A 16019-nucleotide genomic window follows, 5' to 3' on the forward strand; every position below is an offset into this window, starting at 1 on the left:
AGGGCTGGATTTGATCATTCTTTAACGGGCGGAACCCATGGCATTCAAGCACAACTCTGTAACACCTCCTCAAGCACTGCCCGGCAGCTCGGGCTTCGTCAAGGTTCGCGGCGCCCGCGAGCACAATCTCAAGAACGTCGATGTCGACATCCCCCGCGATGCCTTGGTGGTGTTCACCGGCGTGTCGGGCTCGGGCAAGTCGTCGTTGGCGTTTTCGACGGTCTATGCCGAAGCGCAGCGGCGCTACTTCGAGTCAGTTGCGCCCTACGCGAGGCGCCTGATCGACCAGGTCGGGGTGCCCGACGTCGACGCCATCGATGGCTTGCCACCGGCCGTGGCCCTGCAACAGCAGCGCGGTACGCCGAGCACGCGCTCGTCGGTGGGCAGCGTGACCACGCTGTCGAGCCTGGTGCGCATGCTCTATTCCCGTGCCGGGCATTACCCGCCGGGCCAGGCGATGCTCTATGCCGAAGACTTCTCGCCTAACCTGCCTCAGGGTGCGTGCCCTGAATGCCATGGCCTGGGGCGGGTCTATGAAGTCACCGAAGCGACCATGGTCCCGGATCCGTCGCTGACCATCCGCGAGCGCGCCATCGCCGCCTGGCCGCTGGCCTGGCAGGGGCAGAACCTGCGCGACATCCTCGTGACCCTGGGCTATGACGTCGATGTGCCGTGGCGCGACCTGCCACAGGAGCAACGCGACTGGATTCTGTTCACCGAGGAACACCCGACGGTACCGGTGTACGCCGGCCTGACCCCGGCGCAGACCCGCACCGCCCTCAAGCGCAAGGCCGAGCCGAGCTACCAAGGCACTTTTACCGGTGCGCGGCGCTACATCCTGCACACCTTCACCCACTCGCAAAGCGCGCTGATGAAAAAACGCGTCAGCCAGTACATGATCGGCAGCGCCTGCCCGCTGTGCGACGGCAAGCGCCTCAAGCGCGAGGCCCTGTCGGTGACCTTTGCGGGTGTCGATATCGGCGAGCTGTCACGCCTGCCGCTGCTGCAATTGGGCGAGCTGCTGGAGCCGGTGGCGCAGAACCGCGAAGGCCATAATCATGCTCACAACGATTCATCCTTCACCGTGGAAAAACGCCTGGCCGCCCAGCGCATCGCCCAGGATCTGCTCGAGCGGGTGCAGGCCCTGACCGATCTGGGCCTGGGCTATCTGGCGCTGGAGCGCAGCACGCCGAGCCTGTCGTCGGGCGAGTTGCAGCGTCTGCGCTTGGCCACGCAGCTCAATTCGCAGCTGTTCGGCGTGATCTACGTGCTTGACGAGCCGTCGGCCGGCTTGCACCCGGCCGATGGCGAAGCGCTGTACACGGCCCTGCAGAAACTTCAGGCGGCGGGCAACTCGTTGTTTGTGGTGGAGCACGACACCGAGATCATGCGCCGCGCCGACTGGTTGATCGATGTCGGCCCGGCAGCCGGGGAGCGCGGCGGGCAGGTGCTGTACAGCGGGCCGCCCGCGGGCCTGGCGAAGATAAAGGCCTCGCAGACCCGTTCGTACCTGTTCGACGACCACAGCCCCAAGGCCGAGGCACGGCGCGAGCCGCAAGGTTGGTTGCGTCTCGAAGGGGTGACGCGCAACAACCTGCGCGACCTGAGTGCGGAATTCCCGTTGGGCTGTTTTACCGCGGTCACGGGGATTTCCGGCTCGGGCAAATCCAGCCTGGTGAGTCAGGCCTTGCTCGAGCTGGTGGGCGCACATTTAGGTCCACATAGCGGCCAATCCAGTGACAACCGCGAGCCGCAGGAACTCAACCTCGAAGACGACACCCCGCAAAGCAGCGAAGGCCGGGTGACTCGCGGCCTGGAGCACATCAAGCGGCTGGTGCAGGTGGATCAGAAACCCATTGGTCGCACCCCGCGCTCCAACCTGGCCACCTACACCGGGCTGTTCGATAACGTGCGCAAGCTGTTCGCCGCCACCGCCGAGGCCCGCGCGGCAGGCTTCGACGCGGGGCAGTTTTCCTTCAACGTCGCCAAAGGCCGTTGTCCGGGGTGCGAAGGCGAAGGCTTCGTCAGCGTCGAGTTGCTGTTCATGCCCAGCGTCTATGCGCCATGCCCGACCTGCCACGGCGCCCGTTACAACCCCGAGACGCTGGCCATTCACTGGCAGGGGCTGACCATCGCCCAGGTGCTACAGCTGACCGTCGAACAGGCCTTGGCGGTGTTCGCCGAACAACCGGCGGTGTTACGCGCGTTGCAAGTGCTGGCGGATATCGGCTTGGGCTATTTGCGGTTGGGGCAGCCGGCGACCGAGTTGTCCGGTGGTGAAGCGCAGCGCATCAAGCTGGCCACCGAATTGCAGCGCAATCAGCGCGGTGCCTCGTTGTATGTACTGGACGAGCCGACGACCGGGCTGCACCCGTTGGACGTCGATCGTTTGCTAGTGCAGTTGAATGCGCTGGTAGACGGCGGGCACACGGTGATCGTGGTCGAGCACGAAATGCGCGTGGTGGCGCAGAGTGACTGGGTGATTGATATCGGCCCGGGGGCAGGGGATCTGGGTGGGCAGCTGGTGGCGGCGGGTACGCCGCAGCAGGTCGCCAAGGTCAAAGGCAGCCGCACGGCGCCGTATCTGGCGCGGGCTTTAGGCCTGGGGTAGGGCTTGAGGCCTTTTCGCCGTCTAATGCGCTCCCTCGCTCATACATCTGCGTACAGATGCAGCGTCGTACATCTGTGGAAATTCCATGGTGATGGGCAAGCAGGACGGGCCCCTTCGCGAGCAAGCTTTGCTCCCACGGGTGTACGGCCAAGATGCGGCATTGCACTGTGGGCGCAAGGGGGAGCAAGGGGGCGCGTCAGACGGCGAAAAGGCCGCAAGGCCCTCATCATCAGCAAGCCCTGCTTAATCCTCAAACCCGATCTGTTCGTGAATCTCGTCCACCTTCAACTCCAACCGATACGCCACGGCAATGAACAAGGCCTGGCACAGGCATAGCGTCGCGCTCAACGAGCGAAAGGCGAACGAGCTGCCCTCGTTTACCAGCAGCACCGCGTTGGCGCGCTTGGCCAGCGGTGACAGGTTGCTGTCGGTGATGATCAACGTCTTGGCCTGATGATGCTGGGCGATGCGCAGGCAGTGCTGGGTTTCCTTGCCGTAGGGGGTGAAGCTGATGGCGATCACCAGGTCGTTGGCGCGCACGCTGCGCATCTGCTCGCGATAACTGCCGCCCAACCCGGACACCAAATGAATGCGCTTGTTGGTGTGCTGCAGGTTGTACACCAGGTAGTCGGCCACCGCGAACGACCGGCGCACGCCCACCACATAGATGTTCTCGGCATTGACCACCAGGTCGACGGCTTTCTCGAACACCGCATCGTCGAGCTCCAGCCCCAGGCGCTCGATGCCCGACAGCGTAGCGCTCACGCATTCACGTGCCAGGTCGCCGCCGCTGGCTTTCTCCGACTTGTTGTCGATCAGGTTGCGGATGCGCTGCTGGTAGTTCTGCACCGGGGTGGTCTTGAGCGTATAGGCGTCGCGAAACAACGCCTGCATCTCGCTGAAGCCGCTGAACCCGAAGCGCTGCGAAAAGCGCACGATAGCCGAAGGGTGCACCTCGCATTCACGGGAAATATCGCTGATGCGGTCGACCATGATGCGGTCGCTCTGCTGGGTCATGTAACTGGCGATGCGTTTGAGCTGACGCGGCAGGCTTTCGTATTCGCGGCTGATCTGCTGCAACAGTTGTTCGGCGGTTTCCGGGGTCGCACTGCTGGCGACGGCGGTGTCGCTTTCATCAGGGGCTGTCACCGGCGGTTCGGAACGTGACATGGGCAATCCTTATGGCGTGGTCGCGTCGGCTGGTCTGGGACGTCCGTTCGACTTCTGGCTGTTGCCGCCCAGTCTACAGGCTCTCGGCGAGAAAAATCTGCGGGTGTGTGGGTGGCAGGAGGCGCTCGGCTGAAGCGTTACAGCCAGACTAAAACAATGTTTCCGCATGTTAATGGAATAAATTTTCCGAGTAAAAAAATTATAGAAAAAATATTGATTACGGCAAAAAGAAGTTCTAGAGTTCGCTCACACCAAACGCGTTTGCCACACTCTGGGGCGACGCAGGCTGATAAAAATAACAGGAGCCAGCATGGGCCAGACTCGATTTGCCAGTGGGCGACAACTGGATTTGATTTGCCTCGGGCGCCTGGGCGTCGACCTCTATGCACAACAGGTCGGCGCGCGCCTCGAAGACGTCAGCAGTTTCGCCAAGTACCTGGGTGGCTCGTCCGCCAACATCGCCTTCGGCACCGCGCGTCTGGGGCTGAAGTCGGCCATGCTGAGCCGCGTCGGCGACGACCACATGGGCCGCTTCCTGGTCGAGTCGCTGGCGCGCGAAGGCTGCGATGTCAGCGGCATCAAGACCGACCCCGAGCGCCTCACCGCCATGGTCCTGCTGGGCCTCAAGGACCGCGAAACCTTCCCGCTGGTGTTCTACCGTGAAAACTGCGCCGACATGGCCCTGTGCGAAGCGGATGTGCGCGAAGACGTCATCGCCTCCAGCAAGGCGCTGTTGATCACCGGCACGCACTTTTCGACCGAGCGGGTCTACAACGCCAGCGTCCGCGCGCTCGACTACGCCGCCAGGCACGACGTCAAACGCGTCCTCGATATCGATTACCGCCCGGTGCTCTGGGGCCTGGCCGGCAAGGCCGATGGTGAGACACGCTTCGTCGCCGACCAGAAAGTCAGCGAACACGTGCAGGGTATCCTGCCGCGTTTCGACCTGATCGTCGGCACCGAAGAAGAATTTCTCATCGCCGGGGGCAGCGAAGACCTCCTCACCTCGCTGCGCAAGGTCCGCAGCCTGACCGCCGCCACCCTGGTCGTGAAGCTCGGCCCGCAAGGCTGCACGGTGATCCACGGCGACATCCCGGCGCGCCTCGAAGACGGCGAAATTCACCCAGGCGTGCGGGTCGAAGTGCTCAACGTGCTGGGCGCCGGCGATGCCTTCATGTCGGGCTTTCTCAGCGGCTGGCTGCGTGATGCCAGCGATGCTCGCTGCTGCCAGTTGGCCAATGCCTGCGGCGGGCTGGTGGTGTCGCGTCACGCCTGCGCCCCGGCGATGCCGACCCCGGCCGAGCTTGAATACCTGTTCAACAGCCCGGTGCCCATTACGCGGCCGGATCAGGACGTCGCCTTGCAGCGCCTGCATCAGGTCAGTGTGCCGCGCAAACAATGGAAGCAGCTGTTCATCTTCGCCTTCGATCACCGTGGCCAGTTGTTCGAACTGGCCCAGCAGGGCGGTGCCGACAGCAAGCGCATCAGCGAGTTGAAGATGCTGTTCATCCAGGCGGTGCAGCGGGTCGAAGCCGACCTCGCTCAGCGCGGTATCGATGCCGATGTCGGTTTGCTGGCCGATCAGCGCTTCGGCCAGGACGCCCTCAACGCCGCGACTGGCCGTGGCTGGTGGGTGGCGCGCCCGGTCGAGCGCCAAGGCTCGCGGCCGCTGGCGTTCGAACACGGCCGCTCGATCGGCAGCAACCTGATCGCCTGGCCCAAGGAACAGATCATCAAGTGCCTGGTGCAATACCACCCGGACGACGAGCCGCTGCTGCGCCTTGAGCAGGAAGCGCAGATTCGCGGGCTCTTCGAGGCCTCTCAGGTCAGCGGCCACGAGTTGCTGCTGGAGATCATCCCGCCCAAGGATCACCCGTCCACCTACCCGGACGTGCTCTATCGGGCGATCAAGCGCCTCTACAACCTGGGCATCTACCCGGCCTGGTGGAAGATCGAGTCTCCGAGCGCGGCCGAGTGGGAACAGCTCGATGCCCTGATCCAGGAGCGCGACCCCTATTGCCGGGGCGTGGTGCTGCTGGGCCTCAACGCGCCGACCGACGTACTCGCCGAAGGGTTCCGCAATGCCCGCGCCAGTACTACCTGCCGGGGTTTCGCGGTGGGCCGCACAATCTTCCAGGAGCCGAGCCGCGCCTGGCTGGCCGGGGAAATCGACGATGAAGCGCTGATCCAGCGCGTGCAGGCCACCTTCCAGACGTTGATAGAAGCCTGGCGCGACGCCCGCAGGCAGTGATCCGCGCGCCGACCGCCGCTGCATGAACCGCACACAAGAATAAATAACAGGTACCGCCATGTCCGCTATCCGAATTGGCATCAATCCGATTTCCTGGAGTAACGACGATCTGCCCGCACTGGGCGGTGAAACGCCGCTGAGCACCGCCCTGAGCGAGGGCAAGGAAATCGGCTATGCAGGTTTCGAACTCAACGGCAAATTCCCCAAGGACGCCAAGGGGGTCGGCGACGTCCTGCGCCCCTACGACCTGGCGCTGGTGTCGGGCTGGTACTCCAGCCTGCTGGCGCAGCGCTCGGCCGCCGAAGAAATCGACGCCATCGCCAACCATGTGCAAGTCATGGCGCAGAACGGCGCCCAGGTGCTGGTGTATGGCGAAGTGGCCGACGCCATCCAGGGCAAGCGCATCTCGCTGGTGGAGCGCCCGCGTTTTCATACCGACAAGGCCTGGCAGGCCTACGCCGACAAACTCGACGAACTGGCGCGTTTCACCCTCAGCCAAGGCGTGCGCCTGGCCTACCATCATCACATGGGGGCCTATGTCGAGTCGCCCAGCGACATCGACCGGCTGATGGCCCTGACCAGCACCGATGTCGGCCTGCTGTTCGACTCGGGGCACTGCTACCTGGGCGGTGGCGAACCGTTGCAGGTACTGCGCAAGCACATCGATCGAGTCTGCCACGTGCACTTCAAGGACGTGCGCAAGGGCGTGGTGCAACTGGCGCGCAACAACCTGTGGAGCTTCCCGGACTGCATCGTCAACGGCGCCTTTACCGTGCCTGGCGATGGCGACATCAACTTTGGCGAGCTGCTCGACGAGCTGCTCGCCCATCACTACCAAGGCTGGCTGGTGGTCGAGGCGGAGCAGGATCCGGCCGTGGCGCCCAGCTACGCTTTCGCGCAAAAGGGCTACCAGACCCTGCGCCGTCTGCTTGATGAGAGGACTACCCAATGAGCCTGCTAGTCAAAAGCAATGCCCGTGGCCAGACCATGGTGCAACTGCCCCAGGGCGAACTCGAATACGTCGGTTTCGCCGCCTACCGCTTGAGCCTGGGCGAGAGCCTGCCGGTCAGCGCCGGCGACCAGGAACTGTGCCTGGTGCTGCTCAGCGGCCGCGTCGATATCAAGGGCGAAGCGCCCCAAGGCGGTTTCAAGTGGGACAACATCGGCGATCGCCGCTCGGTGTTCGAGGACAAATCGCCCTTCGCCGCCTACCTGCCACCGGGCAGCCAGGCGCGGATTACCGCGCTGAGCGATGTGCAGATCGGCGTGTGCGCCGCGCCCGGTTCCAAGGACACCGGGCTTGGCCCGCGGCTGATCGAGCCGGCCAGCATGAAGCGCAGCGTGCGTGGCAAGGGCGCCAATACCCGCTACGTGTGCGACATCCTCCCGGACACCGAGCCGGCCCATTCCCTGCTGGTGGTGGAAGTGCGCACGCCGTCCGGGCATTCGTCCAGCTACCCGCCGCACAAGCACGATACCGACGACCTGCCGCACCAGAGCTTTCTCGAAGAGACGTATTACCACCAGATCAATCCGCCGCAGGGCTTCGTGTTCCAGCGCGTGTACACCGACGACCGCAGCATCGATCAGGCCATGGCGGTGGAAAACAGCGACCTGGTGGTGGTGCCCAAGGGGTATCACCCGGTCAGCGTGCCTTATGGCTACGAGTCGTATTACTTGAACGTCATGGCCGGGCCCAAGCGGGTCTGGCAGTTTCATAACGATCCGCAGCATGCGTGGTTGATGGATTTGTAAAACCAAGATCTGCGGTGCTGCTGCCATTGGCGGGCACAGGCGCCCCACACTCTTCAGACTGGAGACAACAATAAAATGAGCACTGCCCCGGTTATTGGTCACTACCTCGACGGCGAGGTGCAGCACAGCGGCACCGAGCGTTTCAGCGATGTCTTCAACCCGGCCACCGGTGAGGTCCAGGGCCGCGTCGCGCTGGCCACCCAAGGCACCGTCGACGCCGCCGTAGCCTCGGCGCTCAAGGCTTTTCCGGCGTGGTCCGAGCAATCCTCGCTGCGCCGCGCGCGGGTCATGTTCAAGTTCAAGGAACTGCTCGACCAGCACCACGACGAACTGGCGGCCATCATCAGCCGCGAACACGGCAAGGTGTTTTCGGACGCCAAGGGCGAAGTCACTCGCGGCATCGAGATCGTCGAATTCGCCTGCGGTGCGCCGAGCCTGCTCAAGACCGATTTCAGCGACAACATCGGTGGCGGCATCGACAACTGGAATCTGCGCCAGCCTCTGGGTGTGTGCGCCGGGGTCACGCCGTTCAACTTCCCGGTCATGGTGCCGCTGTGGATGATCCCGCTGGCGCTGGTGACGGGTAACTGCTTCATCCTCAAGCCCTCGGAGCGCGATCCGTCGGCCAGCCTGCTGATGGCCCGGCTGCTCAAGCAGGCCGGTCTGCCCGATGGCGTGTTCAGCGTGGTGCAAGGTGACAAGCTGGCCGTCGATGGCCTGCTGCAGCACCCGGATATCCAGGCGATCTCCTTCGTCGGCTCGACACCGATCGCTGAATACATTCACACCCAGGCCAGCCAGCGCGGCAAGCGTGTACAGGCGCTGGGCGGCGCCAAGAATCACATGATCGTGATGCCCGACGCCGACCTCGATCAAGCGGCCGATGCGCTGATCGGTGCTGCCTATGGTTCGGCGGGGGAGCGCTGCATGGCGATCTCCATCGCGGTGGCGGTCGGTGACGTGGCCGACAAGCTGATCGCCAAGCTACTGCCGCGCATCGACCAGCTCAAGGTTGGCAATGGCATGCAGCCCGACAGTGACATGGGCCCGCTGGTGACGGCGGTGCACAAGGCCAAAGTCGAGGGCTACATCGCCCAGGGCGTGAAAGAAGGCGCCGAGTTGCTGGTAGACGGCCGTGGTTTCACGGTGCCTGGCGCCGAGAACGGCTTCTTCGTCGGCGCGACCTTGTTCGACAAGGTCGGCACTGACATGAGCATCTACAAGGAAGAGATTTTCGGGCCGGTGCTGGGCATCGTCCGGGTGGCTGATTTCGCCACGGCGGTGGAGCTGATCAACGCTCATGAATTCGGTAACGGCGTGTCGTGCTTCACCAGTGACGGCGGCATTGCTCGGGCGTTCGCACGCAACATCAAGGTCGGCATGGTGGGCATCAACGTGCCGATCCCGGTGCCCATGGCCTGGCATTCGTTCGGTGGCTGGAAGCGCTCGCTGTTCGGCGATCATCACGCCTATGGCGACGAAGGCGTGCGCTTCTATAGCCGCTACAAGAGTGTCATGCAACGCTGGCCGGACAGCATCGCCAAAGGCGCCGAGTTCAGTATGCCGACGGCTAAATAAACCCTGAACCGATGGCGACTGGATGGCCGTCTTCGCGAGCAAGCCTTGCTCCTGCAGGTGCACGCCGCACCTGTGGAAGCACAGCTCGCCCGCGACGAGGCCCGCTGGCCCAACACAGAATGTTCCTGAGCACTGCTACCTGGAGAATAAAAACAATGTCCCAGCCCCTGCGTTTCGCCCTGAATCGTATGGTTGCACCGCGTCTGTCGCTGCCCGACTTCATCGACCTGGCGGTGAGCCTCAAGGCCGATGCCATCGAGATCCGCAACGACCTCAACGGCATCGAGATCGAAGACGGCACCCCTGCCCAGGTGGTGCGTGAACTGTGCGAAGAGCGCGGCATCCGCGTGCTGTCGATCAACGCCCTGTATCCCTTCGATGTGTGGAACGACGAACGCCGCGCCCAGACCCTCAAGCTCGCCGCCTATGCCCGTGACTGCGGCGCCCAGGGGCTGGTGATGTGCCCGCGCAACGAGCACGCCGACCCACGCAGCCCCGCCGAACGCAATGCCGGTTTGCGTACGGCACTCACCGAACTGGCGCCGATCCTGCGCGAGCACGGCTTGCTGGGTTTCGTCGAGCCACTGGGTTTCGAAGAGTGCGCGCTGCGCTACAAGCGCATTGCGGTAGAAGCGATCAAGGCCATCGGCGGCCTGGATGTGTTCCGCCTGGTGCACGACACCTTCCATCACCATCTGGCCAGCGAACACGAATTCTTCCCGGAGCTGACTGGCCTGGTGCACATCTCCGGTGTCGAGGACGCCCAGGCGCCGCTCAATACCATCCGCGATGGCCACCGCGTGCTGGTGGGCGACGGCGATATCCTCGGCAACGCGGCGCAACTCGACACGTTGCTGAGCACGGGGTATCGCGGCTATGTGTCGTTCGAGCCGTTCGCCGAAAGCGTTCATGGCCTGAGCGACATCCGCCAGGCGCTGGCGGCGAGCATGGCGCATTTGCGTACGGCGTTGGCCTGATTTCGTGGGCAGCGCCTGCTCCCACAGGGATCAAAAGCGAACGCAAGGCAGCACATAATAATTGAAGGTGTGAACATGACCACAACCCGACTGACCATGGCCCAGGCCCTGGTGAAATTCCTCGACAACCAGTACGTCGAGGTCGATGGCGTCGAAAGCAAATTCGTCGCTGGGGTGTTTACCATCTTCGGCCATGGCAACGTGCTGGGCGTCGGCCAGGCGCTGGAGCAAGATGCCGGCGAGTTGGTGGTGCACCAGGGCCGTAACGAGCAGGGCATGGCCCACGCCGCCATCGGCTTCGCCAAGCAGCACCTGCGGCGCAAGATCTACGCCTGCTGTTCATCGGTGGGCCCCGGTGCCGCCAACATGCTCACTGCGGCCGCCACGGCCACCGCCAACCGCATTCCGCTGTTGCTGCTGCCGGGCGATGTGTACGCCAGCCGCCAGCCCGACCCGGTGCTGCAGCAGATCGAGCAGTTCCACGACCTGAGCATCAGCACCAACGACGCCTTCCGCGCGGTGAGCAAATACTGGGATCGCATCAACCGCCCCGAGCAACTGATGAGCGCGGCCATTCACGCCATGCGGGTGCTCACCGATCCGGCCGAAACCGGCGCGGTGACCCTGGCCTTGCCGCAAGACGTGCAGGCCGAAGCCTACGACTACCCGGACAGCTTCCTGCAAAAGCGCGTGCACCGCATCGATCGTCGGCTGCCCACCGAGGCCATGCTCGCCGACGCCGTGGCGGCGCTGCGCGGCAAACGCACGCCCTTGATCATCTGCGGCGGTGGGGTCAAATACGCCGGCGCCAACGCGCAACTGCAGGCCTTTGCCGAACGCTTCGACATCCCCTTCGCCGAAACCCAGGCGGGCAAGAGCGCCATCGTCTCGGCCCATCCGCTCAACGTCGGCGGCATCGGCGAAACCGGCTGCCTGGCCGCCAACCTGCTGGCCAAGGAAGCCGACCTGATCATCGGTATCGGCACCCGTTACACCGACTTCACCACTTCATCCAAGTGGCTGTTCCAGCACCCCGAGGTGCAGTTTCTCAACATCAACATCAGCCCCGCCGACGCCCTCAAGCTCGACGGCGTGCAGTTGCTCTGCGATGCCAAGGTCGGCTTGCAGCAGCTGTCCGATCACCTGGCCCGCACCGGCTTTCGCTCGGGCTGGAACAACCGCGTGCAACAGGCCCGCGCCGAACTGGATGCCGAGGTCGATCGTATCTATCAAGTGGAATACACCAGCGCCGATTTCGTCCCCGAGATCAACGATCACATGGACCCGGCCGTGCTGCGTGAATTCATCGAGCTGACCGGCTCGTGCCTGACCCAGAGCCGCGTGCTCGGCGTGCTCAACGAAACCCTGCCCAGCGACGGCATCATTGTCGCGGCCGCCGGCAGCCTGCCCGGCGACCTGCAACGCAGCTGGCGCAGCAAGGGCGTCAACACCTATCACCTGGAATACGGCTACTCGTGCATGGGCTACGAAGTCAACGCCGCCTTGGGCGTCAAGCTCGCCGAACCGCAGCGCGAGGTCTATGCGCTGGTGGGCGACGGCTCGTACATGATGCTGCATTCCGAACTGGCGACTTCGATCCAGGAGCGGCGCAAGATCAACGTGGTGCTGCTCGACAACATGACTTTCGGCTGCATCAACAACCTGCAGATGGAACACGGCATGGACAGCTTCGGCACCGAGTTCCGCTTTCGCAACCCGGACAGTGGCCAGCTCGATGGCGGTTTCGTGCCGGTGGATTTTGCCATGAGCGCGGCGGCGTACGGCTGCAAGACTTACAAGGTCTCGACCGTCGAGCAACTGCGCGCGGCGTTGGCCGATGCTCGGCTGCAAACGGTGTCGACGCTCATCGATATCAAGGTTCTGCCCAAGACCATGATTCACAAATATCTGTCCTGGTGGCGCGTGGGCGTGGCGCAAGTGTCCACCAGCGCGCGCACCGATGCGGTGGCCAAGACCCTGAACGAACGACTGGCCGAGGCCCGTCAGTACTGATTGCGCTCTGACCAACAAAAACAATCTGGAGGCTTCACATGGCTACCTCTTCTACACCGCTAAAACTGGGCGTCATCGGTACCGGCGCCATCGGTCGTGACCATATCCGTCGCTGCAGCCACGCCTTGATCAATAGCACGGTGGTGGCGGTCACCGATATCAACCTGGAGCACGCCGCCAAGGTCGTGGCCGAGCTGGGCATTGCCGCCGAGGTGTATGCCGATGGCCACGCGGTCATCAATGCGCCGGAAGTCGAGGCGATCCTGGTCACGTCCTGGGGCCCGACCCACGAAGAGTTCGTGCTGGCCGCCATCGCGGCGGGCAAGCCGGTGTTCTGCGAGAAGCCGCTGGCAGTGACCGCCGAGGGCTGCCGGCACATCGTCGATGCCGAGATCGCCTATGGCAAACGCCTGGTCCAGGTGGGCTTCATGCGTCCTTATGACGAAGGCTACCGCGCGCTCAAACGGGTCATCGACAGCGGCCAGATCGGCGAACCGCTGATGCTCCACTGCGCGCACCGCAACCCCACCGTGCCGGAGCAGTACAAGACCGACATGGCGATCACCGACACGCTGATTCACGAACTCGACGTGCTGCGCTGGCTGTTGGCCGATGACTACAAATCCGTGCAGGTGGTGTTCCCGCGCAAGACCAGCAAAGCCTTCGCCCATCTCAAAGACCCGCAGATCGTGCTGATCGAGACGGTCAAGGGCACGCGCATCGACGTCGAGGTATTCGTCAACTGCCAGTACGGCTACGACATTCAATGCGAAGTGGTGGGGGAGACCGGTATCGCGCGGCTGCCGGAGCCGTCGCAGGTGCAGTTGCGCAGCGAGGCGAAGCTGTCCAACGCGATTCTGATGGACTGGAAGGACCGCTTTATCGCCGCCTATGACGTCGAGTTGCAGGCCTTTATCGATGGCGTGCGCGCCGGGCACATCAACGGCCCGTCGGCGTGGGATGGTTTTGCGGCGGCGGTGGCGGCCGATGCCTGCGTGGCGGCGCAGCAGAGCGGCGCGATCGTCGAACTGGGCCTGCCTGCGCGGCCGTCGTTTTATAACTGAGCCAATATTGCTTTCATTGCTGCAAGAGGTGCGTTGCCTGTGCGGACCTCTTCGCGGGCAAGCCTTGCTCCCACAGGGCAGTTGCAGAGTCGTGCGCCTGTGGGCGCAAGGCTTGCCCGCGAAGACAATGGCCGATGCAGCTCTGCCGCAAGAGCCAAGCGCGATTTCGCGTACACAGTCGCTATCTAAAGGATCCTCTTATGCGCATCGGACTGGTTGGCTACGGCTTTGGTGGCCGTTTCTTTCATGCTCCCCTGCTCACCAGCCTGGCCGACGCCAAGCTGGTGGGCGTGGTGACTCGTTCCGACGAGCGCCGCCAGCAACTCAGCGCTGATCACCCCGGCGTGCCGGCGTTCGACAGCATCGGCCAACTGGTCGAAGCCGGCGTCGATCTACTGGTGATCTGCACGCCGTTACCCGGTCGTGCCGCCCTGATCCAGGAGGCTTTCGATCACGGCATCGCCGTCGTCAGCGACAAGCCCTTCGCCTTCAACGCCACCGAGGCCAGCGCCTTGATCGCCGCCGCGCACAGCGGCGGTGCGCCCTTCACCGTGTATCAGAATCGGCGCTGGGATTCGGACTTTCTCACCGTACGCAAACTGATCGCCGAGGGCACCCTGGGCACCGTCAGCCATTTTGAATCACGCTTCGAGCGCTACTCGCCACAGTCCCTGGGCGACACCAGCGCCGGCGGGGTGTTGCTCGACCTCGGCAGCCATCTGGTGGACCAGGCCCTGCAACTGTTCGGCGCGGTCGAAACGGTGTACGGCGAGCTGTACTACAGTCCACAGGCCCCTGACGTGGATTATGGTTTTTTCGTGGCCTTGCGCCATCGCAGTGGGGTGGTCAGCCACCTCTATGGCAACAAATTGCAGGACGCCGAGCCACGGCGTTTTCGCGTGACTGGCAGTAACGGCACTTATTGTGTCGAGGGCCTCGATGGCCAGGAAGAAGCGACCCTGGCCGGCCGCTCACCGCGCAGCGAAGGCGAGCGCTGGGGCGTCGAAGAGCATCGACGCTGGGGCTGGTTCGAACGCGGCGCCGAACGGGAGAAAGTGCGCAGCGAGCACGGCAACTGGCCGCAGTTCTATGGGCAGGTGGTCGAGGCCATCAAAGAAGGCCGCGAACTGCCCGTAGCACTGGACGAAGCCCTGCTGACAGTGCGCGTATTGGACGCCGCGCGACTGAGCTCAGAGCGCCGTCAGGTGGTGAAATTGACCGACGATGGCAGCGCAGAAAAAATTTAGAATAAAATTCTAAAACAGGTTGATATGGAAATTATTTTCTAATAGAGTCGTTCCAAGGTTGCCGATCCTCACAATAAAACCAACAAATAAACAGGTACCGTCATGAACATGCTCCGCACTGCGCGTCACGCCGCACCTCTTCTGAAAACACTGGCCAAGGCCTGTGCCCGTCTGCTCGATGTCGCTTTCCATCCCAAAGGTATCGAACGCAATGGCGCGCTGGTGCTGTGCATTCCCGGTGCCCCCATCGTGCGTTTGCACTGACCGCGACGCTGTCCAGCTGCCTCTGGAAAAGCTGTTTCAAGGACGCACCTTCAAGAACGCACCTTCAAGAAAAGCACCTACAAGAAAAACAAGGAACCGCTCGCTCATGAAGACTCCACACCTCTTAGCTTCACTTGCCTTGTCTCTGTCCCTCTCGGTGGCCAGCGCCAGCGCTTTTGCCGACATCAAGATCGGCGTGGCCATGTCGCAGTTCGACGACACCTGGCTGACCTACCTGCGCGAGTTCATGGATAAACGCGCCAAGTCCATCACCACTGAAAAAGTCAGCCTGCAGTTCGTCGACGGCCGTGCCGACGTCAACAAGCAGTTCGACCAGGTGCAGGAGCTGATCAGTAACAAGGTCGACGCCATCATCGTCAATCCGGTCGACACCGCTGCGACGGCCAACATCACCAAGACTGCCGAAAAAGCCGGTATTCCGCTGGTCTACGTGAACCGCAAGCCGGACGGCGACAAGCCGCTGCCCAAAGGCGTGGCCACGGTGGTTTCCGACGAAATCGAAGCCGGCCATCTGCAGGGCCAGTTCGTCGCGGACAAGCTGAACGGCAAAGGCAATGTGGTGATCCTGTTGGGCGACCTGGCCAATAACGCCACGACCAATCGGACCAAAGGGGTCAAGGAGATATTCGCCAAGTATCCCGACATCAAGGTCATCCAGGAGCAGACCGGGATCTGGCTGCGTGACAAAGGCATGACCCTGACCAACGACTGGTTGACCCAGGGCAAGGAATTCAACGCGGTGGTTTCCAACAACGACGAGATGGCCATTGGTGCCGCCATGGCGCTCAAACAAGCCGGCGTCAAGGAAGGCAGCGTGTTCGTCACCGGCGTCGACGGCACCCCCGACGGCTTGAACGCCATCGAGAAGAAGCAGATGGCCGCCTCGGTATTCCAGGACGCCAAGGGCCAGGCCGAAGGCGCGGTGGATGTCGCGGTGAAGATGGTCAAGAAAGAAGACTATCCGGCGGCGACCGTCATCCCATACCGCCTGATCACCCCGGAAAACGTCGCGACCTTCAAATAAAACGCTCAGGGCTTCGCGCTTAGCGATTCGAACCTGTGCCCATG

Annotated in this window: 12 protein-coding genes; 11 read left to right on the forward strand and 1 reads right to left on the reverse strand. The window is 63.1% G+C overall.

The window, feature by feature from the left end; all coding sequences use genetic code 11:
• The first annotated feature begins 37 nt into the window (after window positions 1-37).
• Window positions 38-2611 (forward strand): excinuclease ABC subunit UvrA, encoded by a 2574-nt coding sequence (locus REH34_RS22645; protein ID WP_311969223.1) that lies wholly within the window; start codon window positions 38-40, stop codon window positions 2609-2611.
• 243 nt (window positions 2612-2854) lie between these two features.
• Here REH34_RS22645 and REH34_RS22650 read toward each other — a convergent pair whose 3' ends face one another.
• Window positions 2855-3781, reverse strand: coding sequence for a MurR/RpiR family transcriptional regulator (locus REH34_RS22650; RefSeq protein ID WP_226503476.1), 927 nt, complete (start codon window positions 3779-3781; stop codon window positions 2855-2857).
• A gap of 310 nt (window positions 3782-4091) precedes the next feature.
• On the opposite strand from REH34_RS22650, the gene iolC reads away from it, so the two are divergent.
• The 10 genes from iolC (at window position 4092) to REH34_RS22700 (ending at window position 15975) form a co-directional block, all read left to right on the forward strand.
• Window positions 4092-6032: a bifunctional 5-dehydro-2-deoxygluconokinase/5-dehydro-2-deoxyphosphogluconate aldolase gene (iolC, locus tag REH34_RS22655; protein WP_311969224.1), complete on the forward strand. Its 1941-nt coding sequence runs from the start codon at window positions 4092-4094 to the stop codon at window positions 6030-6032.
• A gap of 58 nt (window positions 6033-6090) precedes the next feature.
• The gene (gene iolE / locus REH34_RS22660; protein ID WP_311969225.1) at window positions 6091-6984 is read left to right on the forward strand and encodes a myo-inosose-2 dehydratase; all 894 of its coding nucleotides are present in this window, start codon (window positions 6091-6093) and stop codon (window positions 6982-6984) included.
• A complete protein-coding gene (iolB, locus tag REH34_RS22665) occupies window positions 6981-7787 on the forward strand; it encodes a 5-deoxy-glucuronate isomerase (protein WP_311969226.1) in 807 nt (268 codons plus the stop codon). Before iolE ends, iolB begins: the two co-directional genes overlap by 4 nt.
• Before the next feature lie 75 nt (window positions 7788-7862).
• A complete protein-coding gene (locus REH34_RS22670; RefSeq protein ID WP_311969227.1) occupies window positions 7863-9365 on the forward strand; it encodes a CoA-acylating methylmalonate-semialdehyde dehydrogenase in 1503 nt (500 codons plus the stop codon).
• Window positions 9366-9520: 155 nt separating this feature from the next.
• Window positions 9521-10342, forward strand: coding sequence for a TIM barrel protein (locus REH34_RS22675; RefSeq protein ID WP_226503481.1), 822 nt, complete (start codon window positions 9521-9523; stop codon window positions 10340-10342).
• Window positions 10343-10417: 75 nt separating this feature from the next.
• Window positions 10418-12355 (forward strand): 3D-(3,5/4)-trihydroxycyclohexane-1,2-dione acylhydrolase (decyclizing), encoded by a 1938-nt coding sequence (gene iolD / locus REH34_RS22680; RefSeq protein ID WP_311969228.1) that lies wholly within the window; start codon window positions 10418-10420, stop codon window positions 12353-12355.
• A gap of 38 nt (window positions 12356-12393) precedes the next feature.
• Entirely contained in the window at window positions 12394-13419 is a 1026-nt protein-coding gene (locus REH34_RS22685; RefSeq protein ID WP_311969229.1) for a Gfo/Idh/MocA family oxidoreductase, read from the forward strand.
• Between the two features lie 200 nt (window positions 13420-13619).
• A complete protein-coding gene (locus REH34_RS22690; protein ID WP_311969230.1) occupies window positions 13620-14666 on the forward strand; it encodes a Gfo/Idh/MocA family oxidoreductase in 1047 nt (348 codons plus the stop codon).
• Window positions 14667-14768: 102 nt separating this feature from the next.
• Window positions 14769-14930, forward strand: a complete 162-nt coding sequence (locus tag REH34_RS22695; RefSeq protein ID WP_226503485.1) for a hypothetical protein — start codon at window positions 14769-14771, stop codon at window positions 14928-14930.
• A 106-nt stretch (window positions 14931-15036) separates the two neighbouring features.
• Window positions 15037-15975 (forward strand): sugar ABC transporter substrate-binding protein, encoded by a 939-nt coding sequence (locus REH34_RS22700; protein WP_226503486.1) that lies wholly within the window; start codon window positions 15037-15039, stop codon window positions 15973-15975.
• The last annotated feature ends 44 nt before the right edge of the window (window positions 15976-16019 follow it).

The sequence above is a fragment of the Pseudomonas baltica genome (assembly GCF_031880315.1).
In the GTDB taxonomy this organism is placed as follows: Bacteria; Pseudomonadota; Gammaproteobacteria; order Pseudomonadales; family Pseudomonadaceae; genus Aquipseudomonas.

Bases quoted from the DNA above. Each gene is read 5' to 3' on its own strand.
- REH34_RS22645 (WP_311969223.1), top strand. From the start codon at position 38: ATGGCATTCAAGCACAACTCTGTAACACCTCCTCAAGCACTGCCCGGC.
- REH34_RS22650 (WP_226503476.1), bottom strand. From the start codon at position 3,781: ATGTCACGTTCCGAACCGCCGGTGACAGCCCCTGATGAAAGCGACACC.
- iolC (WP_311969224.1), top strand. From the start codon at position 4,092: ATGGGCCAGACTCGATTTGCCAGTGGGCGACAACTGGATTTGATTTGC.
- iolE (WP_311969225.1), top strand. From the start codon at position 6,091: ATGTCCGCTATCCGAATTGGCATCAATCCGATTTCCTGGAGTAACGAC.
- iolB (WP_311969226.1), top strand. From the start codon at position 6,981: ATGAGCCTGCTAGTCAAAAGCAATGCCCGTGGCCAGACCATGGTGCAA.
- REH34_RS22670 (WP_311969227.1), top strand. From the start codon at position 7,863: ATGAGCACTGCCCCGGTTATTGGTCACTACCTCGACGGCGAGGTGCAG.
- REH34_RS22675 (WP_226503481.1), top strand. From the start codon at position 9,521: ATGTCCCAGCCCCTGCGTTTCGCCCTGAATCGTATGGTTGCACCGCGT.
- iolD (WP_311969228.1), top strand. From the start codon at position 10,418: ATGACCACAACCCGACTGACCATGGCCCAGGCCCTGGTGAAATTCCTC.
- REH34_RS22685 (WP_311969229.1), top strand. From the start codon at position 12,394: ATGGCTACCTCTTCTACACCGCTAAAACTGGGCGTCATCGGTACCGGC.
- REH34_RS22690 (WP_311969230.1), top strand. From the start codon at position 13,620: ATGCGCATCGGACTGGTTGGCTACGGCTTTGGTGGCCGTTTCTTTCAT.
- REH34_RS22695 (WP_226503485.1), top strand. From the start codon at position 14,769: ATGAACATGCTCCGCACTGCGCGTCACGCCGCACCTCTTCTGAAAACA.
- REH34_RS22700 (WP_226503486.1), top strand. From the start codon at position 15,037: ATGAAGACTCCACACCTCTTAGCTTCACTTGCCTTGTCTCTGTCCCTC.